19 protein-coding genes and 1 pseudogene are annotated in these 17675 nt (G+C 69.1%); 10 read left to right on the top strand and 10 right to left on the bottom strand.

What is annotated here, in order from left to right:
* Together RNB18_RS03945 and RNB18_RS03940 are read right to left on the bottom strand one after the other, a co-directional pair.
* A complete protein-coding gene (locus tag RNB18_RS03945) occupies positions 1-1077 on the bottom strand; it encodes an ABC transporter permease (protein WP_311712718.1) in 1077 nt (358 codons plus the stop codon).
* Entirely contained in the window at positions 1077-2096 is a 1020-nt protein-coding gene (locus tag RNB18_RS03940) for a sugar ABC transporter substrate-binding protein (protein ID WP_311712717.1), read from the bottom strand. The genes RNB18_RS03945 and RNB18_RS03940 overlap by 1 nt, the downstream gene beginning before the upstream one ends.
* A 293-nt stretch (positions 2097-2389) precedes the next feature.
* Here RNB18_RS03940 and RNB18_RS03935 point away from each other — a divergent pair, with 293 nt between their 5' ends.
* The 3 genes from RNB18_RS03935 to RNB18_RS03925 all read left to right on the top strand — a co-directional run bounded on the left by RNB18_RS03935 (position 2390) and on the right by RNB18_RS03925 (position 6297).
* Complete coding sequence (locus tag RNB18_RS03935) at positions 2390-3403, top strand: LacI family DNA-binding transcriptional regulator (protein WP_311712716.1); 1014 nt, start codon at positions 2390-2392, stop codon at positions 3401-3403.
* A gap of 393 nt (positions 3404-3796) precedes the next feature.
* The gene (locus RNB18_RS03930; RefSeq protein ID WP_311712715.1) at positions 3797-4900 is read left to right on the top strand and encodes an LLM class flavin-dependent oxidoreductase; all 1104 of its coding nucleotides are present in this window, start codon (positions 3797-3799) and stop codon (positions 4898-4900) included.
* Positions 4897-6297, top strand: a complete 1401-nt coding sequence (locus RNB18_RS03925; protein WP_311712714.1) for an NtaA/DmoA family FMN-dependent monooxygenase — start codon at positions 4897-4899, stop codon at positions 6295-6297. The genes RNB18_RS03930 and RNB18_RS03925 overlap by 4 nt, the downstream gene beginning before the upstream one ends.
* Before the next feature lie 26 nt (positions 6298-6323).
* Here the strand turns inward: RNB18_RS03925 and RNB18_RS03920 are convergent, their stop codons facing one another.
* Positions 6324-7532, bottom strand: a complete 1209-nt coding sequence (locus RNB18_RS03920) for an RNA-guided endonuclease InsQ/TnpB family protein (protein WP_311712713.1) — start codon at positions 7530-7532, stop codon at positions 6324-6326.
* A 170-nt stretch (positions 7533-7702) separates the two neighbouring features.
* On the opposite strand from RNB18_RS03920, the gene RNB18_RS03915 reads away from it, so the two are divergent.
* From RNB18_RS03915 to RNB18_RS03905, 3 genes are all read left to right on the top strand, one after another.
* Positions 7703-8626: an LLM class F420-dependent oxidoreductase gene (locus tag RNB18_RS03915; RefSeq protein ID WP_311713015.1), complete on the top strand. Its 924-nt coding sequence runs from the start codon at positions 7703-7705 to the stop codon at positions 8624-8626.
* A gap of 438 nt (positions 8627-9064) precedes the next feature.
* Complete coding sequence (locus RNB18_RS03910) at positions 9065-9340, top strand: DUF1684 domain-containing protein (protein ID WP_311712712.1); 276 nt, start codon at positions 9065-9067, stop codon at positions 9338-9340.
* A gap of 9 nt (positions 9341-9349) precedes the next feature.
* Complete coding sequence (locus tag RNB18_RS03905; RefSeq protein WP_311712711.1) at positions 9350-9739, top strand: VOC family protein; 390 nt, start codon at positions 9350-9352, stop codon at positions 9737-9739.
* Between the two features lie 61 nt (positions 9740-9800).
* Here RNB18_RS03905 and RNB18_RS03900 read toward each other — a convergent pair whose 3' ends face one another.
* The 3 genes from RNB18_RS03900 to RNB18_RS03890 form a co-directional block, all read right to left on the bottom strand.
* The gene (locus tag RNB18_RS03900; protein ID WP_311712710.1) at positions 9801-10283 is read right to left on the bottom strand and encodes a hypothetical protein; all 483 of its coding nucleotides are present in this window, start codon (positions 10281-10283) and stop codon (positions 9801-9803) included.
* A 371-nt stretch (positions 10284-10654) separates the two neighbouring features.
* A complete protein-coding gene (locus RNB18_RS03895; protein ID WP_311712709.1) occupies positions 10655-10870 on the bottom strand; it encodes a hypothetical protein in 216 nt (71 codons plus the stop codon).
* A gap of 111 nt (positions 10871-10981) precedes the next feature.
* Positions 10982-11146, bottom strand: a complete 165-nt coding sequence (locus tag RNB18_RS03890) for a DUF3223 domain-containing protein (protein ID WP_311712708.1) — start codon at positions 11144-11146, stop codon at positions 10982-10984.
* Between the two features lie 183 nt (positions 11147-11329).
* Here RNB18_RS03890 and RNB18_RS03885 point away from each other — a divergent pair, with 183 nt between their 5' ends.
* Positions 11330-11680 carry a VOC family protein gene (locus tag RNB18_RS03885; RefSeq protein ID WP_311712707.1) on the top strand — a complete coding sequence of 117 codons (351 nt, stop codon included), beginning with the start codon at positions 11330-11332 and terminating at the stop codon, positions 11678-11680.
* A gap of 795 nt (positions 11681-12475) precedes the next feature.
* Here RNB18_RS03885 and sigJ read toward each other — a convergent pair.
* Complete coding sequence (gene sigJ, locus RNB18_RS03880; protein ID WP_311712706.1) at positions 12476-13336, bottom strand: RNA polymerase sigma factor SigJ; 861 nt, start codon at positions 13334-13336, stop codon at positions 12476-12478.
* Positions 13333-13908 carry a carboxymuconolactone decarboxylase family protein gene (locus RNB18_RS03875; RefSeq protein WP_311712705.1) on the bottom strand — a complete coding sequence of 192 codons (576 nt, stop codon included), beginning with the start codon at positions 13906-13908 and terminating at the stop codon, positions 13333-13335. Before RNB18_RS03875 ends, sigJ begins: the two co-directional genes overlap by 4 nt.
* 178 nt (positions 13909-14086) lie before the next feature.
* On the opposite strand from RNB18_RS03875, the pseudogene RNB18_RS03870 reads away from it, so the two are divergent.
* Positions 14087-14185: pseudogene (locus RNB18_RS03870) on the top strand (short-chain dehydrogenase); the annotation flags it as partial.
* A 211-nt stretch (positions 14186-14396) separates the two neighbouring features.
* Here RNB18_RS03870 and RNB18_RS03865 read toward each other — a convergent pair.
* On the bottom strand, positions 14397-14792 hold the full coding sequence (locus RNB18_RS03865; RefSeq protein WP_311713014.1) for a RidA family protein: 396 nt from the start codon (positions 14790-14792) through the stop codon (positions 14397-14399).
* A 136-nt stretch (positions 14793-14928) separates the two neighbouring features.
* Between RNB18_RS03865 and RNB18_RS03860 the strand changes: the two genes are divergently transcribed.
* Complete coding sequence (locus RNB18_RS03860) at positions 14929-15900, top strand: helix-turn-helix transcriptional regulator (RefSeq protein ID WP_311712704.1); 972 nt, start codon at positions 14929-14931, stop codon at positions 15898-15900.
* Between the two features lie 647 nt (positions 15901-16547).
* Here the strand turns inward: RNB18_RS03860 and RNB18_RS03855 are convergent.
* The gene (locus RNB18_RS03855) at positions 16548-16916 is read right to left on the bottom strand and encodes a VOC family protein (RefSeq protein WP_311712703.1); all 369 of its coding nucleotides are present in this window, start codon (positions 16914-16916) and stop codon (positions 16548-16550) included.
* 62 nt (positions 16917-16978) lie between these two features.
* On the opposite strand from RNB18_RS03855, the gene RNB18_RS03850 reads away from it, so the two are divergent.
* Entirely contained in the window at positions 16979-17437 is a 459-nt protein-coding gene (locus RNB18_RS03850; RefSeq protein WP_311712702.1) for a MarR family winged helix-turn-helix transcriptional regulator, read from the top strand.
* Positions 17438-17675: the final 238 nt, after the last annotated feature.

The raw sequence follows: 17675 nt of genomic DNA, 5'->3' as shown, positions 1-17675 counted from the left end.
TCACCTCCGGGTCGCCGCGCGGCTGACCCACAGATTGATGAGCGTGGCGCCGAGGAGCATCACGCCGAGGAAGGCCTTGAACCAGTCGGGGTTCCAGCCGGCGTAGACGATGCCCTGCTGGACCATGCCGAACATGAAGGCGCCGAAGACCGGACCGATCGCGGAGCCCGCGCCGCCGGTCAGCAGACAACCGCCGATCACCGCCGCGGCGATGTAGATGAGCTCCTGGCCCACGCCCTCGCCGGACTGCACGGTGTTGAAGGAGAACAGCTGGTGCATGCCGACGAACCAGGCGCCGAACCCGACCAGCATGAACAGGGAGATCTTGGTGAAGGTCACCGGCACACCGACGGCTCGCGCGCTCTCCTTGTTGCCGCCGACCGCGAAGATCCAGTTGCCGTACTTGGTGCGCAGCAGCACCCAGGTGGCGATCGCCGCGAAGACCAGCCACCACACGACCGTGATCTTCACCTGGACGCCGCCCACGCCGAAGGAGCTCGCGAAGACCTTCTTGGCCTGGTTGAACCCGTCCATGTCGCTGATGTCGTCGGTGGCGACATTGCCGGTGACCAGCTTGGTCACCGCGAGGTTGACGCCCTGGAGGATGAGGAAGGTGCCGAGCGTGACCAGGAAGCTCGGCAGGCCGGTCCTAACCAGCAGCCAGCCGTTGAAGAAGCCGACCGCCAGGGACACGATCAGCGCGGCGATCACACCGACCCAGACGTTCGTGGTCAGCTGGTAGCTGAGCATGGCCGCGGTCAGGGCCGAGGTGATGACTCCGACACCGGCCGACAGGTCGAACTCCCCGCCGATCATCAGCAGGGCCACCGGCAGCGCCATGATCCCGATGGTGGAGGACTGGTACAGGATGTTCGCCATCGAGTCGCCGTCGCGTACCGGCGGAGCGGCCACCAGGAAGAACACCCATACCGCGAGGGCGCCGAGGAAGACGCCTATCTCGGGGCGGGCCAACAGACGTATGGCAAGGGGCCGTTCAGCGGTCCGGCCGTCGGTCTGCTGCGGGCCGGAGGCCGGCGGTGTGGTCACCGCCGGCGCAGCCTGTTGGGTCATGCTCATCACCGGGTTCCCTTGGCGGCGAACTGGGCGACGGCGTCGACGTTGGACTTGTCGACGAAGGCCGGGCCGGTCAGCACGGGCTGTTGGCCGCCGCCGCTGAAGTTGCCGTTGGTCTTGTAGAGCCAGAGGGAGTCGACCGCCAGGTAGCCCTGCAGGAAGGGCTGCTGATCGACCGCGAACTGGATGGTGCCCTCCTCGATGGCGGACACCAGGGCCTTGTTCAGGTCGAAGGTCGCGACCTTGGCCTTGCTGCCCGACTCGGACACCGACTGTGTGGCGGTCAGCGCGATGGGTGCGCCGAGGGTGACCACCTCGTCGATGGAGGAGTCCTGCTTCAGCTTGGCCGTGATGGTCGACTTCACCGACGGCATGTCCGTGCCGTTGACGAAGAGGATGTCCGTCTTGCCGCTGAAGGTCTTCTTCACGCCGTCGCAGCGCTCTTGGAGGTTGACGTCGCCCTGGGCCTGGATCACGCACAGGGTGTGCTTGGCGCCGGTGCCGTTGAGCTTGGAACCGAGGGCCTCGCCGGATACGGACTCGTCCTGGCCGAAGAACGACAGCAGTCTCTGCTGCTTCCAGACGCCCAGGCCCGCGTTGAGGCCGACAACGGGGATGCCGGCCTTCTCGGCCTTGGCGACGACGGCCTTCAGGGCGTCGGGCTTGGCGAGGGTGACCGCGATGCCGTCGACCTTCTGGTCGATCGCGTTCTGCACCAGGTTGGCCTGGTCGCCGGCGGTCTCGTCGTTGGAGTAGATCAGCTTGACGTTGTCCTTGGCCGCGGCTGCTTCGGCGCCCTTGCGGATGGTGTCCCAGAAGGTGTCGCCGGAGGGCGCGTGGGTGACCATCGCGATCGTCATGCGCGGTGTGGAGGCCTTGCCCGCGGAGACGTTGCCGGCGCTCTCCTCGGCCTTCCTCCCGCCCGAGCTGCTGGAACAGCCCGCGAGGGTCAGGGCGGCCGCGGCGGCCACGGCCACTGCGGGGACGATTCTGCGCGAGCGGGGAAGCGGTGTGCGGGTCATGGGCGTGCACCTCACTGTGCATGGAGGGGAGAGAGGGATCCGCGGATTCCGGGTGGGCCGCTGGAGAGGAGTGGCGATCAAGGCCTCGGAGCAGGTGGTGGAGCGAGGGAGGCCGACGTCCAGGTGCCAAGACCGTGGTAGGGCCTCGGACTCACTGGCTGAGTTCTTCAGAACATCAGGACAATTTAAAGCGCTTTAAGTCCTGGTACTATCAGCCTTGTTTCCCGATCGTGTCAAGGGTGTTGCACGAGAAGATGTGCCGCGCGGAGGTACAAGTGGACGACAGTGGTTCCATGCGTCACCCCAACGGCGGGCACAAGCGTCCGCGGTTGGAGGACGTGGCCGCGCGGGTGGGCGTGTCCACGGCCTCGGTGTCCCTAGTGCTGCGCGGCGTGTCCGGCCCCAGCGAGCGGACCCGGCAGCGTGTCCTCAAGGCGGCTGCCGATCTCGGTTACCAGGTGGACCGCACCGCCAGCACGCTGGCCAGCAGGCGCAGCCGACTGCTCGGTGTCATGGTCGACGTCCGCAGCCCGTTCCATGCCGAACTGGTCGAGCACCTGCACACCGCGGCCGAGGAGGTCGGCTACGACCTCGTCCTGAGCACGCTCACCCGCACCCGTGACGAACAGACCGCGGTGGAGACACTGCTGGCCTTCCGCAGCGAGGCGCTGATCCTGCTCGGACCGACCTCACCCGCCGACACGCTCGCCGCCCTCGACAACAAGACCCCCGTCATCGCCGTCGGCCGCCGCATCGCCGACGCGGCCCTGGACGTCGTACGCACCGCGGACGACGTCGGCGTGGGCCAGATCGTCGACCACCTCGTCGGTCTCGGCCACCGCGAGATCGTCTACATCGACGGCGGGAAGGGCGTCATCGCCACCGACCGGCGCCGCGGCTACCGCACCGCCATGCGCCGCCACGGCCTGGGCGAGCACATCCGTGTTCTCACCGGAGACCAGACCGAGGCGGCCGGCGAGCACGCCGCCCGCCAACTCCTCCACGGCCCCCGACTGCCCAGCGCGGTCGTCGCGTTCAACGACCAGTCGGCCATCGGAGTGCTGACCGCCCTGACCCGCGCCGGCGTAACCGTGCCGGGCCAGGTCTCCGTCGTCGGCTACGACGACGACACGCTGTCCCGGCTGAGCTGCTTCAACCTCACCACCGTCAGCCAGAGCGCCCAGGAACAGGCCCGGCACGCGGTCACCGCGGCGGTCGAGCGCCTCGACCAGGACCGCACCGAACCCCGCGAGGTCGTCCTCACCCCACACCTCGTCCTGCGCGGCACCACGGCCGAACCTGGGTGACACCCGCAGGGTTCATCGGCCGGATACGGCTGCGAGGGGCCCGATGCAGGGAGTACGTTGCCCAGCGGCTCGGCGCCCTGATCGTGGACGACACCGGACTCCTCGACAACAGTGCCCTTGACACTCGCAGGGGCAGACGACGTACGTTGAACTTGCAATATTCTGACGGGTGGAGGCCTTCAATGCGCGTACCTGGCGCGGCACCACAGGGTGCCTGCACGGGTGCGCGGCTGATCACCCGGCGGCATGTCGACTACTGCCGCACCTCCTCCGCCGTCTGTCCCTCCGCACGCGCCTGACCCTTGCCGGCCCGTCCCGCCGGTCGTCTCGTCGTGGCCTCAGGCCTTGTGCCTTGCAGCCGCGAGTTCGCGTGTGTCTCGGAAGGAACTCCCCTTGTCCGGCCCCACCCTGCACGTCGCCGTCGAGATCGACGGCGACGGCGCCCATCCCGCGGCCTGGCGCCGCGCCGCCCACTCGCCCGACCACTTGCTCACCCCGCGCCGCGTGGCCCAGATCGCCGCCGTGGCCGAGAACGCCGGGTTCACGCTGGTCACCCTGGATGACGGGGTGCTGCCGCCCGGGGCCTCACCGGATCCGGTCGGCCGTATCGGCGCGGTGGAGCGGGCGGCCTTCCTCGCGGCGTCCACGAGCACCATCGGGATCGCGCCCGTCGTCCCGGTCACGTACGCCGAACCCTTTCACGTCTCCAGCCAGTTGGCGTCCCTGGACCACATCGCCGCCGGCCGCGCCGGATGGGTGGTGACGGAGGAGGAGAGCCCCGAGGCGGCCCGCGCCTGGGGCCGTCACCTGGTCGCCGACGCCGACGCGCGGGCCCTGGAGTCCCGGGACGGGGTGGAGGTGGCCCGGGCGCTGTGGGACTCGTGGGAGGACGACGCGGTCATCCGGTCCGTGGCCACGAGCCGCTACCTCGACCGCGAACGGCTCCACTACATCGACTTCACCGGAGAGACCTACGCCGTCAAGGGCCCGGCGATCGTGCCGCGCCCGCCCCAGGGGCAGCTCGTCGTCCTGGGCAGACCCGACCGGGTGCCCGCCGCACAACTCGACGTCGCCCTCGTCGAGGGTCGCGACCTCACGGCAGTCGCCACGGCCGCCGCTGCCGCGGGCACGCCCCGCGTCTTCGCGGAGATCGAGGTGGCGCTGGACACCCCTGACACCACCGCAACCGAGCGCGTCGCCGACCTGGAACGGCACGCGCCGTGGGCCGGCCGGGGCAGGCTGCGGCATATCGGCCCAGCGGACCAACTGATCGCCCTGCTCGCTGAGTTGGGCCGCCATGTCGACGGCGTACGGCTGCATCCGCTGGTGCTGGACGAGGACCTCCCCGTCCTGTCCCGCCTCGTCCTGCCGGCCCTGTCCGAACGGCGCCTCGCCGCCAGCCCCCTGCCCGGCACGTCCCTGCGCTCGACCCTGGGCCTGGAGCGCCCCGCCAACCGCTTCGCCGCCGCGGCCGTCCAGGAAGAGGAAGCCCGATGACCCGCACCGATCCCCTCGACGTCCCCCGGCCCGACGCCCAGCTGCACTTCGGGGTGTTCTTCCAGGGCGTCAACCACTGGACCATCTGGTCCGCCCCCGACAGCGGCTCCCAGATCGACCCCGCTTCCTTCCGCCGGGTCGCCCAGACCGCCGAACGCGGACTGTTCGACGCCTTCTTCCTCGGCGAGGGGCTGCGGCTGCGCGAGGTCGACGGCAAGATCCACGAACTCGACGTGGCCGGACGGCCGGACGCCATCACCCAGCTCGCAGCGCTGGCCGCGGTCACCCGCCGGATCGGCCTGGTCTCCACCTCCAACACCACCTTCAACGAGCCCGCCGACCTCGCCCGCCGCCTCTCCGGACTCGACCTGCTCTCCGAAGGCCGCGCCGGCTGGAACGTGGTGACCACCGACAACGCCTGGACCGGCGCCAACTTCCGCCGCGGCGGCTACCTCGACCATGCCGACCGCTACCGGCGCGCCGAGGAGTTCCTCACCGTGGCCCGCGCCCTCTGGGACGGCTGGGACGACGGAACCGTAGCCCACTCCGCGGGCGCACGGACATGGTCAACGCCCGATGCCGTACACCAAGTGCGCCACCATGGAGCGCAGTTCGACGTCGACCTCGCGCCGACCCTGCCGCGCAGCGCCCAGGGCCACCCGGTCATCTTCCAGGCCGGTGACTCCGGCCAGGGGCGCGACTTCGCCGCCCGCAACGCCGACGTCATCTTCTCCGCGCACGGCACCGACTTCGACGACGCCCTGGCCTTCGCCGAGGACATCCGCACCCGTCTGCGCGCCGCCGGCCGGCCCGACGACGACCTGCGGATCCTGCCCGGCACAGAGATCATCATCGGTGCCACCGAGGAGGAGGCCCAGGAGAAGAAGCGCTGGATCCGCCTCCAACAGGTCACCCCTGCCACGGCGTTGGGGATCGCCGGGCTGCTGTGGGGCATCGACCTGTCCGACCGTGACGCCGACGGACCGCTACCCAAGGAGGATCCCGTCGTCAGCGACAACGACGGCTCCTTCGGCGCACGGCGCGTCGCCGACCCGCGCGAGGTCGTGGCCGAATGGCGGGCGAAGGCGGAGGCGCACGGCTGGTCACTGCGCGAGACCGTCATCGCGCTCGGCCCGCAGCGCGGCCACGTCGGTACCCCCTCCGCGCTGGCCGACAAGTTCGCCCACTTCGTACGACACGGCGCGGTCGACGGCTTCAACATCACGCCGTACCTCATCCCCGACGGTCTCGACGACATCGTCGACCTGCTCGTCCCGGAACTGCAGGAACGCGGGCTGTATCGCACCGACTACACCGGCACCACGCTCCGCGACCACCTCGGACTGCGCGCACCCCTCACCCACCGGTCCGCACCGGACCACCGGCAGGCGGGCTGACAGCCTCACTTGACTTCCTCCCTCGCCTAAAGGCGGGGGATTCCAGCGGTCGCCCGCTGGGGTTCCTGCTTCACCGACGACTGCCCCGTCCGGGAGGACTCCCGTTGAGGTCTTACACCGTCTCCACAGGCAGACGCCGCCAGCCCGGCGGCCAGAATGTTACGCGCCGCGTTCACGTCGCGGTCATGCACCGCGCCGCAATCACACGTCCACGCGCGGACGTTCAGCGGCAGCTTCGCCGCGACCGTGCCGCAGTTCCCGCACAGCTTGCTGCTGGGAAAGAAGCGGTCGATCACGACGAGTTCACGCCCGTACCAGGCGCACTTGTACTCCAGCATGGAGCGCAGTTCCGCCCACGACGCATCCGAGATGGCGCGCGCGAGCGTGCCGTTCTTCAGCAGGTTGCGGACGCTCAAGTCCTCGATCACGACCGTTTGGTTCTCACGGACGAGACGAGTCGACAGCTTGTGCAGAAAGTCGCGGCGCCGGTCGGCGATCCGCGCATGCACGCGGGCGACCTTGCGGCGGGCTTTCTCGCGGTTCGCCGAGCCCTTCGCCTTGCGCGACAGCTCCCGCTGCGCGCGTGCCAGCCGCGCGCGATCACGCCTCTCATGCTTCGGGTTGGCGACCTTTTCCCCGGTGGACAGCGTCACCAGGGAAGTGATCCCGGCGTCCAGGCCAACGGCCGCCGTGGTGGCGGCGGCCGGGGCGACGGTGTCCTCGCACAGAAAGGACACGAACCAGCGACCCGCCGCATCGCGGGACACGGTCACCGTCGTGGGCTCGGCACCTTCCGGCAGCGGACGCGACCAGCGGATGTCCAAGGGCTTGGTCATCTTCGCCAACGTCAGCTGTCCGTCGCGCCACGTGAAGGCGCTACGCGTGTACTCGGCCGACGCCCGCGACTTCTTCCGAGACTTGTAGCGCGGGTACTTCGCGCGCTTGGCGAAGAAGTTCCCGAACGCCGTCTGAAGATGACGCAGCGCCTGCTGCAGCGGGACCGAGGACACCTCCGCCAGGAAGCCCAGTTCGCCGGTCTTCTTCCACTCCGTCAGCGCGGCCGAGGACTGCACATAGGAGATCCGGCGCTGCTCGCCATACCAAGCCCGGGTGCGCTCCTCCAGCGCCTTGTTGTAGACGAGGCGGACACAGCCAAACGTGCGCGACAACTCAGCCGCCTGCTCGCCGGTGGGGTAAAAGCGGTACTTGAACGCCCGCTTGACCTGCTCCGCCATACCTCACAACCTATCAGCTCCCGCGTGAGCGACCGATGTCGAACGCTGGGCGGTGGACGCCCGTCCGCCCCGGCGGCGAACCAGCTCTTCCTGCCCTGCTCCGCAGGAGCTTCGTTTCCTCCCCGGCCTGAAGACCGGGGTATCCACGAAGGGAGACCCAGATGACTGACATGACTGTGGGAGTAGCACTCAACGCATCCGACGCACAGAACCAGGTCGACGCCAGCGTGCAGCTGGCCCAGGAGGCCGCGGCCGCCGGGCTGCGGTCGGCCTGGTTCGGCCAGACCTTCGGCGCGGACTCACCCCAGCTCGCAGCGATCGTCGGACGCGAGGTGCCCGGACTGCAGGTGGGCACCTCCGCGATCCCCGTCTTCGGTCGGCACCCGCTGCTGGTCTCCAGCCAGGCCCAGACAGCCCAGGCCGCGACGCACGGCCGCTACCACCTCGGTCTGGCCCTGGGCACGAAACTGCTGACCGAGAGCGGCTTCGGCCTGCCCTTCGAACGCCCCATCGCCCGCTTGCGTGAATTCCTCACCGCGCTACGGCAGTTGACCGAAACCGGCACGGCCGACTTCCACGGCGAACTGCTCACCGCCACCACCCCGATCCCAGCGCGCGTACCGGGCGCCGAGAGCGGCATCCCCTTGCTGGTCGCCGCGATGGGGCCACAGGCGCTGCGGGTCAGCGGTGAGCTGGCGGACGGGATCCTGCCCTACCTGGCGGGACCGCGCGCCCTGGCGGAACACATCGTTCCCGCCCTGACCGCGGCTGCCCGGACCGCCGGCCGTCCCGCGCCCCGGATCGTGGCCCTGGTGCCAGGCGTGGTCACGGACGACGTGGACGCGGTGCGGGCGCGGGCCACCGAGAACCTCGCGTTCTACGAACAGATCCCGTCCTACGCCCGGGTCATCGAACTCTCCGGTGGCCGACGGGCCGCCGACCTGGCCGTGATCGGCGACGAGAAGACAGTCCAGGCCGAGGTACAGAGGTATCGGGACGCGGGCGCCACCGAGGTCGTGTTCTCGGGCACCGAGATCGCGGGAGAGGCGGATCGCCGACGCACCTGGGCACTCCTCGGCGAACTGACCGGTTGAGTACGCCCGACATGCCGCCGTACCCCTCGAGGAGGACTGGTACCGCGCCCAGGAGGCCGGCTCGCCGGCCCACGGAGTTCCAAGCGATCCGGCCTGCACCGGCTCGACGACCGGCCGCAGCGCTTCCCCGACACGCCCGGCGCACACCGGCCCCGACGGGGTCGTGGTAGTCCTCGACGACGCGAGAAACCGGTCGTCGCCGGAACGCCGGGCCGGGGTGAACACCGCTTCGGCGTACTGCCCGAGCGCGGCGGCGTCGACGCGGGCTGGGGAGACGGCGTGATCGAGGTCGCCAAGTGCGGTGGCAGCGACATCGTGCGTCCCCGGCACCTGACGCGCCGCTGCGCACTGCCTTCGCCGGAACCCCGCCTACGCGCCTGACCCGCGCGAGGCCGGTACATCCCCCTTCGACACGTCGCGGACGAGAGCCTTGGGCACGTGTACGACGCTCCGGGCAGGGTCGAGTTCGAGCTGGACAGGCAGCAGTTGTCCCTGACTGCTTTCCCCGGGGGGTCGATGGTGCTGTTTACCGACGCGACGTCCAGGGTCACCATTTACGCCGCCAACCGGGTCCTGGCCGTCGAGCCGCCCGCCGCCGACGGCACAGTCGTCCTGGACTTCAACCGCGCCGCGAACCTGCCGTGCGCCTACACCGACCTGGCCACCTGCGCGGCCGAGCGGGCAGCCCCTGTCCCTGGCCCGGCTCGGGAGTAGCGTACGGGCATGGTGGAATTCGACGCCGTTCAGGTGAACCTGTGGTGCGACGACGTGGAACGCTGCGCGGCGTTCTTCCGGCGCCTCGGGATGCCCGAGCGTTTCCGCTTTCCCCCGGACGGCGAGCCGCACCAGGTCGAGGTGGAGGCTGCCGGCGTGCGGATCGGGTTCAGCTCAGCCCGGGTGGGCGACGAACTGTTCGGCATCGCCACGACGCCTGGGGAGAACACCGAGGTGGTGTTGTGGTGCGACGACGTCGACGGCCTGCATCGCCTGGCGCTCGACGCTGGAGGCCGGCCACTGACGAGTCCGACCGACTCCCCGGACGGGCGTCTTCGCTATGCCTGGTTGCTCGATCCTGAGGGTCACCGCGTGAAGCTCGTGCAGGAACGCGGCTGAGCCCCGCGCCGAGCACATTCCCGGCGCACCGCACCTGCCAGTGCTGCCCGTCGGCGCCAGGTCATCCCAAGACGTCGGTCCGCCGGTGTCCCTCGTGTCGGCTCCGCACGTCGAGGCCATGGGCCGGTTCCGATCGCGGGGCTGTTTGCCGGTCCGACCGGCGGACTTCTGGCGTCCTGTCAGGGTTGAGGTACGGCCCGAGTGCAACGCCCGTGGCCTTCACGGCTACGCGGTCATCACCCGTGCCGTGGCGCTTCTGCGCATCACAGTTGGCCGCATGGCGCGACGTGTCGCCCGTCGCCCACGCCAACGCCGCCTCTTCGGCTTCACTGTCGGTCCGGGTGATCAGCCCGGACGGCCATGCAGCCGTCACCCCCGCGATGGCGACCACCGTGCCCGCCATGACGAAGGTCACGATCACGCCGCCCGGTCCGTCCACGATGATGCCCGCCATCGCCCCACCGACCGCGTTGGCTGCGGCGGGGGCCGTGGCGATCCAAGTGTGCACCTCGGTGAGCATGCCGGGCGGCACGATCCGGCCCACGAGGGATCGTGAGGCAGGGGGCGATCACGCCGCCGCCTCTGGCAGCTGCGGTAGGCGGGCTGGTCGGTAGGCCGCCGGGCGGCTACGGCCGCAGCTGGGCGAACAAATCCCTGCTCGGTCTCGATCAGGATGCCCCGCTCGGCGGGCCGTTTGAGTTTCGGGCGGGTGTCGTTGCTGTTGTCGGGCGTGACCGCCATGCCCATCGCCTCGCACACTTGCCGTGACCGCAGCGGGGTGCATCGGGGCATCGGGCGCAGCTTCGGGGCTGGCGGCGCGCGCAGGACCGGCTCGGGCAGCTCCAGCAGCGTCGTGCGGTAATTCGGATCTCTTCGACGGTGCGACCGCGACCCGCTCCTTGGCCGCCGGCCCGGTCAGTGTTCCCAGACGTCGGGACCGCCGCCGCGCCATTCGATGAGCCCAGATCGGGCGACGTCCATCTCGTCCCAGTCCTGCAAGCCGGCTTCTTGGAGGTAGGCGGCGATGTCGAGGAGACCGTAGGCGATGCCGACGAAGTGGTCGCCTATGCGGACGCGTCGGCCTCCGTCTTCGGTGGGCGGGTATACGACGACGGGCTGATCGGACGCCATAAGGCCAGCGTGCCGTCGGCGCGGGTGCGGTGCGCAGTGTGGTGGGCCAGTTGGGTGATATTCCCTGAGAGTAGGCGTTCGGCTGTGCAGGCGGCTGTCTCGGAGCGTTCTTCACGCACTCCGGCCGGAGAAGTCGTCGAAGGTGTCGTCGTTGCGCAGCACCCAGAAGCATCGGTTGTCGTTGCACCCGCAGACGTTCACACGGAACGCGACGTCTTCAAGGATCGTCGACGACCTGATCGCCACTCGTGGCCGACCGGCCATCGGACTGGCCATCGGCCCTGAGATTCGGCCACAGAATCTCAGCCCTCACAATCGGTTCATTCGCCAGTTCGTGTCCGTTGTCATGCAACTCGGTCGGCGTGTCAGCGCATGCAGCCGAAGGTCTTCCGGGACCTGAGCGTGCCAGGATGCCGAGGGGGCACGAGTGCCAGCACGTCGACTGAGCAGGAGCCGGCCATGATCAGCGGTGCGCATGTCATCCTCTACAGCCAGGACGCCGAGGCGGACCGCGCCTTTCTCCGTGACGTCCTCGGCTTTCCCGGGGTCGACGCGGGCGGCGGCTGGCTCATCTTCAAGCTGCCCCCGGCCGAGGTGGCCGTGCACCCGACCGACGGCCCGCCGCAGCACGAGTTCTTCCTGATGTGCGACGACCTTGACAGCCAGCTCGACGAGTTCCGCGCGCAGGGGGTCGAGATCACCCGCCCGGTCAGCGAGCAGCGCTGGGGCAAACTGACGGCGATCCGGCTCCCCAGCGGCGCCGAACTCCCGCTGTACGAACCGCTGCACCCCATCGCGCACAGCCTGTGACCTCACTACACCCAGCCCAGCCTGACGAATCTCACAGCGGCCACGGCCCATCGACGGCTTCGCCACCGCAATGAGGCCGTCCGCAACACGCATCGCGTTCGCAGCGGTTCGAAACGCTGCACCCAGGGCGCGACGCTGGGACGTTGTGTCGTCGAACTTAGAACGATCGGCAATTGGCATCGGGAGTGGGAGCGGATGCAGAGCGGGCACGGATCCACGTGATCATGGAGTCTCTACGCTCAGTGATCACGAGGACGGCCGTGCCCGTGCTGCCGTCCTGCTGCTCGAAACCGGGCTTTTGGGCCCCGCCGTGCGGCCTCACGGTGACTTGGGTGTCGCAGGTGCAAAATCCTGCCGGGCGCAGGCAGAACGGCCGGCCCCGGAGGGGGTTTACTGACGGGTCGGCTCGTCATCGTGATCGGGGGCGGGAGGGCCGAAGGGAGATTGGGTTCGACCCGCTTCAAGAGGCGTCGGTCCCGACAGTGCCGCCGCCCTGCTGATCGCGGTCGGCGACAACCCCGAGCGCCTGGCGATGACATCCAGAAGCCGCGGATGGCAGCGACGGACCCTTGGTGGCGCCAGGTCAGCAGCCGGACGGCGAAGCCGACCGAGACGGACACCCCTGTCCGAGCATGCTGTTGTCCCCTCACGCTTTCGCGCTCAAGCAAGCCCGGCAACCCAAGAACCTCCCTCCACCGGGCACGAGCCGAGCACCCCTCCAAGGCCGGCTGACCGCCCGAAGCGACTCCACGCCCCGCCTCAGGGCAGTCCCGCGGGGAACACCCGCGCCGCGGTCTACCTGGTGAGGTCGGCCGGTTTGTCGAGCCGCGTCAGCTTGTTCGGATTGGATGTCGCGTAGATCCGGATGATGCGCCCGTTCTCGACCACGACGCTGACCGCGGCCCGCCCGCTGTCGGATTCGATCCGGATCGCCGGGGCGCCGTTGAGCCACACCTCCGTGGTCTCGGAGGAGACCCGGTCGGTGCGGGCGAGCATCGTCGCCACCACGTCGGCCCCGTGGACGGGGGCCAGTGCGGCGCCGGCCAGCCCGCCGCCGTCAGCGATGAGGACCACGTCCGGCGCCATGATCTCCATCAGGTCCTGGATGCGCCCGGTGTGCAGCGCGGTGACGAACCGGGCCACCACGGCCCTGTGCTCCGACGGGCTCACGCTGACGCGTGACCGCCGAGCGGCGATGTGGCTCCGGGCCCGCCGGGCGATCTGCCGAACCGCAGCGGGGGTCTTGCCCACGGCCCCGGCGACCTCCTCGTACGGGATGTCGAAGACCTCGCGGAGCACGAACACGGCCCGCTCAGTGGGGCCGAGCGTCTCCAGGACGGTCAGCATCGCGATGGAGACACTTTCCGCGAGTTCGACGTCTTCGGCGACGTCGGGGTGGGTCAGCAGAGGCTCCGGCAGCCACTCCCCCACATAGTCCTCGCGGCGGCGCGAGAGTGTGCGATTGCGGTTGAGCGCCTGCCGGGTGACGGCCCGGACGAGGTACGCCCGCGGGTCGTGGACCTGTGACCGGTCGACCTCGGCCCACCTCAGCCAGGTCTCCTGCAGTACGTCATCCGCATCGGCCGCTGAGCCGAGCATCTCGTAGGCGACGGTGAACAGCAGGCTACGGTGGGCGACGAACGGGTCCACGATCATGCCGTGGACCCGACGGACGTCCCCGGGCGGTTGGCCAGCGGGATCTCGCAGGCGTCGGAGAAGCCCTGCGAGGTGACCCCGTTCGCCACGTTGGCCCTGGCCGCCAGGTTGACGTAGGCGATGAACGCGGTGAGCTCCACCATGCCCGGCAGCCCGAGCCGCTCAAGAAGGGCGGCGTACTGCTCGTCGGTGACGGTCGGCGGGGTGTTGGTCATCGCCTCGGCGTACCCCATGACGTCGCGCTCCAGCGCAGTGAACACCTCCGCCTCCCGCCACCGCGGCACCTGGCTCGCCCTGGCCAGGTCCAGGTTCTCGTTCTGTGCCTGAAAATAACCGACGTCCAAGCACCAACTGCAGCCGACCTGCGACGCGACGGCCATGTGCGCGAACGACTTCAGGCCCGGGTCGACCGCGTCCCACGCCCCCACCCTGGCTCCGAACTCCAGGTTGTCATGGGTCACGCGGGGGCTGTGCCACAGCACCTCGACGTTCTCGGGCACGGCCCCCAGCTGCTTGGTCATGTTCTCCTTGAGCTCGGCGGGGAGCTCGGCCTTCGGCAGGCGCGGTGTCATGCTGTCCCTCCTTGTTATGCGCCCCTTGTGGGGCTGTTCGGCATGAAGACACCGCCCGGCCCACGTATGTGACAACCGCCGGTTACGTGGGTTGGACTGGGGACACTCGCCGACTTCGATCAGTGGTCCCTGATCCCCTCTTGCATGTCCTACGAACGCGGCCGCCATCAAGGAGCGCCCGGAGGAGGTCGCCGCCGTGGCCTTCCTCGCCTCCGCAGACAGCAGCTTCATGCTCGGCACCACCCTGCGCGTCAACGGCGGCGAGGACCAGTTCTGACCGCGACGTGAAGTCCCGACCGGCCGGCCCGGCACACACACCACCCGCCACCCAACAGAACTGACAACGGGGAAGGACTTTTCGACCTGTCCAGGTCACTGCCCTTCCCCCGTCAGCGCCACCCACTGCCGTACGACCAGGTGACGACAAAACACCTAGGCACTCTCGTGCCGGTCGAGCCGGCGCGAGCAGCAGGGGTGGCGAGGGCGCATCACGCGACGGCGGTCCCCTCGAGCTCGACCATCAGGGTGGGGATCGCCAGCCGCGCCACCCCGAGCATCGTGGTGGCCGGCGCCACCCCGGCAGCGCCCAACCGCGCCGCCAGCACGCCGTAGTGCGGGAAAAGCAGATCGACGTCGGTCGTGTAGACGTTGAGCCGTACGAGGTTCGCGAGAGACATGCCGGCGTCGCTGAGCACGGCTTGCAGGTTGTCGATGCTCAGCGCCAACTGCGCCGCCATGTCACCGTCATGCTGGGGCTTGCCGTCGGCGCTCATCGCGGTCTGCCCCGAGATGTACAGGGTCCGGGCGTGCCCGGAGACGACTTCACCCTGGTTGAATCCCATCTCCGTCGACCACGTCACCGGGTTGACCGCCGTTCGTTGCATTGCCACGTCAGCTCCATTCGATTCATGGGAAGTACGTACGGCCATCGGCTCGGTAGCCGCCGGCTTCGACGTCGTGCTGATGAGCCTCGCAAAGAAACACGACATCCTTAGTCATGTATGTCGATAGAGTTCTCGTATGCGCGCCGATCGGTTGGTATCGCTGGTGCTGCTGCTGCGTCAGCGCGGTCGGCTGACCGCGAACACGCTGGCCCGGGAGCTGGAGGTATCCACCCGCACCGTGCTGCGCGACATCGAGGCACTGTCCGCGGCCGGCGTCCCCGTCTACGCCGAACGCGGTCGGCACGGCGGTTTTGCGTTGGCGCCCGGTTTCCGGACCGAACTCACCGGTCTGAACCACGACGAGGCGCTTGCCCTGCTGACCGCTGGATCGGGGCGCGGCGAGCAGGTGTTCGGCCTCGGCTCGGCGCTCGCTTCGGCCATGCGGAAGGTCGTCGACGCGCTGCCCGAAAGCCACCGGGCCACCGCGAGCGACGCGGCACAGCGATTTCTCGTCGACCCGGAGTCCGACCTGCTCTCACGTCGGCTGGTCACCGAGGAGGTACCCGACACCACAATGGTCGAGGTCAGGCGCGCGGTGCTCGCCGGACACAAGTTGCGCATCCACTACGCGGCCACAGGCCAGACACCACAGTGGCGCACGGTGGACCCGATCGGCCTGGTCACCGTGCGCGACCGGGTCTACTTGCTGGCCACGAGATCCGGCGCGGACCGCACCTACCGGCTGTCGCGGGTGTTGGCCGCCGAGGAACTCGACGCAACGGCACAGCGACCCAACCGGGTCGATCTGGACCGGATCTGGCGGGAACGCTCCGCGCAGTTTCTCTCCGGCGACCACATCACCGTGCGGGTACGCGTGAACCCGGCGCGACGAGAGGACCTGCTGGACACTGCGGTGGCCGTCCGCGCAGAAGAACCCGGCGCGGACAGCTGGCTGCGGCTGGAGGTGACCTTCCAAGATTTACGACACGCCGAATGGGCGCTCTGGCAGCTCAGCACGGACGCGGAAGCCCTGGCCCCGCAGTCGCTGCGCACCTCCCTGCACAACCGCGCCGCCGCGATTGCCACGCGCTACGGAGACTCATCCTGAGCCTGGTGCTCCTCCCCAATGGCTGATTTCTACGCGGCTCCGCGTCAAAATCCAGCTCAACAGCCGCAATGCCCCGTCTGCCCGCGCAACGGCGAGGAGAGAGCAACTCCGTTGTGACTGACGGGCGGTGGTGAATGATGTGCGGGTGGTCAAAGGTCACCGGCGGTTTGACCGGAGGCGCGTTCACCGCACCCGTCCACGGTCGAACGGACCCCGACCGGTACCAATCGAGCGGCATGGACGGGGTCTGGGGAAGCTCACGCGTGTCCGGGACGGCCTGTTCGAACACCGTGCCGTGATGCGCACGTGCGGCCACAGCACGTCAGCGGCGCGCTGTTTCAGTGTTCTGCCGAGTCGACTCAGTTCGGGCAGTCCGACCAGGACACCTGGCTGATCGTTTTGATGACGGCGGCGAGTTGGGTCTTGCCGACGCGGTGTCTTGCTGGACGCGTTGGCGGCATCGGTCCGGCGCATGCCGGCCAGGGCGACAACATCAAACGGGTCCATCACCACGACAGGGTCGACCGCTCGACAGGGCAACACTGCGTGGTCGGGATGGAGCTTGTTGGCCGACCACTTCCAAGCCGAGGTCATCCAGCCGGCAGAACGTCGTCAGGGCAGCAGATCGTCCGGGGGCGTTTGGCCGATCAGGCGCGGTCGTGGAGCGTCACCTGGTACCCGTCGGGGTCGGCGAAGGTGACGGTCCGGCCGAAGGGGCCGTCGATCGGTGCGGAGACGATGGTGTGACCGTCGGCGACGAGCGCGTCGTGGATGGCCTGGACGTCGGTGGCGTGGAGCCAGATCGCGGCACCGATGCCGGGCTGAGCGACGGATGCGAGGTCGGTGCCGGGAATGACATCGCGGAGTGCGAACGCGATCGGCTTCGTCTCGAAGACGACGGCGTGCGGAGGACCGGCCGGCGAGCGGACGAGGCCCAGGTACTGCTCGTAGAACGCCTGCGAAGCGTCGAGGTCGCGTACTTGGAACGAGATGAAGTCGGGGCCGGTGGCGGGCATGATGACGCTCCTTCTGTCGTGTCAGTTTCCTGACATGCATCAAGCTATGTCAGAATGCTGACATGAGTCAAGAAGGTGTCGGCGTCGACCTGGAGACGTCACTGGGCTACCTGCTCAAAGAAGCGTCGAGCGCCCTCCGCGCGGCCATGGAGGAAGTGCTGCGGCCGCTCGGTATGAGCGTGACGCACTACTCCTGCCTCGAGCTGCTGGCGCAGCGACCGGGATTGTCGAACTCCGAGCTCGCGCGGGGCGCGTTCGTGACACGGCAGACGATGAACGTGCTGCTCCAGACCCTGGAACGAGACGGCTACGTGACCAGGCCTGCGGAGGCACCCGTCGGGAAGGCGCTTCCCACGCGGCTCACGCCTCGCGGCCGACGAAGCCTCGAGAAGGCGAGCGCAGCCGTCCGGTCCGTCGAGGCCAGAATGCTGGCCGGCCTGACCGAGACCCAGCAGTCAGACGCGTTCCGGATCCTGCAGAGCATGATCCATTCCCTGCGGGGTGACAACGAGGGTGGCTAGCTCCGACAGACCCCGACTACACCCTCTACTGCGATGAGGCCCGAATCGGGAAACCCGGCGAAGGGGCGCAGTACGCAGTGCCGGCCGGGACTGTCGCCAGGGCGTTGCAGTTCGGACCAGCAACCGCGGTGCCCCCTGAATGACCCGGGAAGGCCCGTCCGTTGCGACCGCTGCCGACGCGACCCGCTTGGACGGGGTGAGGCACAGCTACTCAGCAGAGCACACCCTCGGTCATCCC

It is taken from the genome of Streptomyces doebereineriae (assembly GCF_031845645.1).
Taxonomy (GTDB): domain Bacteria; phylum Actinomycetota; class Actinomycetes; order Streptomycetales; family Streptomycetaceae; genus Streptomyces; species Streptomyces canus.
The sequence above is the reverse complement of the archived record's forward strand: the minus strand, read 5'-3'. Positions and strand labels throughout refer to the sequence as shown.

What these genes read in the sequence shown, in the direction of transcription:
- RNB18_RS03895 (WP_311712709.1), bottom strand. Translation starts at nt 10,870, where the DNA reads ATGGCGTCCGATCAGCCCGTCGTCGTATACCCGCCCACCGAAGACGGA.
- RNB18_RS03945 (WP_311712718.1), bottom strand. Translation starts at nt 1,077, where the DNA reads ATGAGCATGACCCAACAGGCTGCGCCGGCGGTGACCACACCGCCGGCC.
- RNB18_RS03925 (WP_311712714.1), top strand. Translation starts at nt 4,897, where the DNA reads ATGACCCGCACCGATCCCCTCGACGTCCCCCGGCCCGACGCCCAGCTG.
- RNB18_RS03855 (WP_311712703.1), bottom strand. Translation starts at nt 16,916, where the DNA reads ATGCCCGCCACCGGCCCCGACTTCATCTCGTTCCAAGTACGCGACCTC.
- RNB18_RS03850 (WP_311712702.1), top strand. Translation starts at nt 16,979, where the DNA reads ATGAGTCAAGAAGGTGTCGGCGTCGACCTGGAGACGTCACTGGGCTAC.
- RNB18_RS03885 (WP_311712707.1), top strand. Translation starts at nt 11,330, where the DNA reads ATGATCAGCGGTGCGCATGTCATCCTCTACAGCCAGGACGCCGAGGCG.
- RNB18_RS03920 (WP_311712713.1), bottom strand. Translation starts at nt 7,532, where the DNA reads ATGGCGGAGCAGGTCAAGCGGGCGTTCAAGTACCGCTTTTACCCCACC.
- RNB18_RS03890 (WP_311712708.1), bottom strand. Translation starts at nt 11,146, where the DNA reads ATGGCCAGTCCGATGGCCGGTCGGCCACGAGTGGCGATCAGGTCGTCG.
- RNB18_RS03915 (WP_311713015.1), top strand. Translation starts at nt 7,703, where the DNA reads ATGACTGTGGGAGTAGCACTCAACGCATCCGACGCACAGAACCAGGTC.
- RNB18_RS03905 (WP_311712711.1), top strand. Translation starts at nt 9,350, where the DNA reads ATGGTGGAATTCGACGCCGTTCAGGTGAACCTGTGGTGCGACGACGTG.
- RNB18_RS03865 (WP_311713014.1), bottom strand. Translation starts at nt 14,792, where the DNA reads ATGCAACGAACGGCGGTCAACCCGGTGACGTGGTCGACGGAGATGGGA.
- RNB18_RS03860 (WP_311712704.1), top strand. Translation starts at nt 14,929, where the DNA reads ATGCGCGCCGATCGGTTGGTATCGCTGGTGCTGCTGCTGCGTCAGCGC.
- RNB18_RS03935 (WP_311712716.1), top strand. Translation starts at nt 2,390, where the DNA reads ATGCGTCACCCCAACGGCGGGCACAAGCGTCCGCGGTTGGAGGACGTG.
- sigJ (WP_311712706.1), bottom strand. Translation starts at nt 13,336, where the DNA reads ATGATCGTGGACCCGTTCGTCGCCCACCGTAGCCTGCTGTTCACCGTC.
- RNB18_RS03875 (WP_311712705.1), bottom strand. Translation starts at nt 13,908, where the DNA reads ATGACACCGCGCCTGCCGAAGGCCGAGCTCCCCGCCGAGCTCAAGGAG.
- RNB18_RS03940 (WP_311712717.1), bottom strand. Translation starts at nt 2,096, where the DNA reads ATGACCCGCACACCGCTTCCCCGCTCGCGCAGAATCGTCCCCGCAGTG.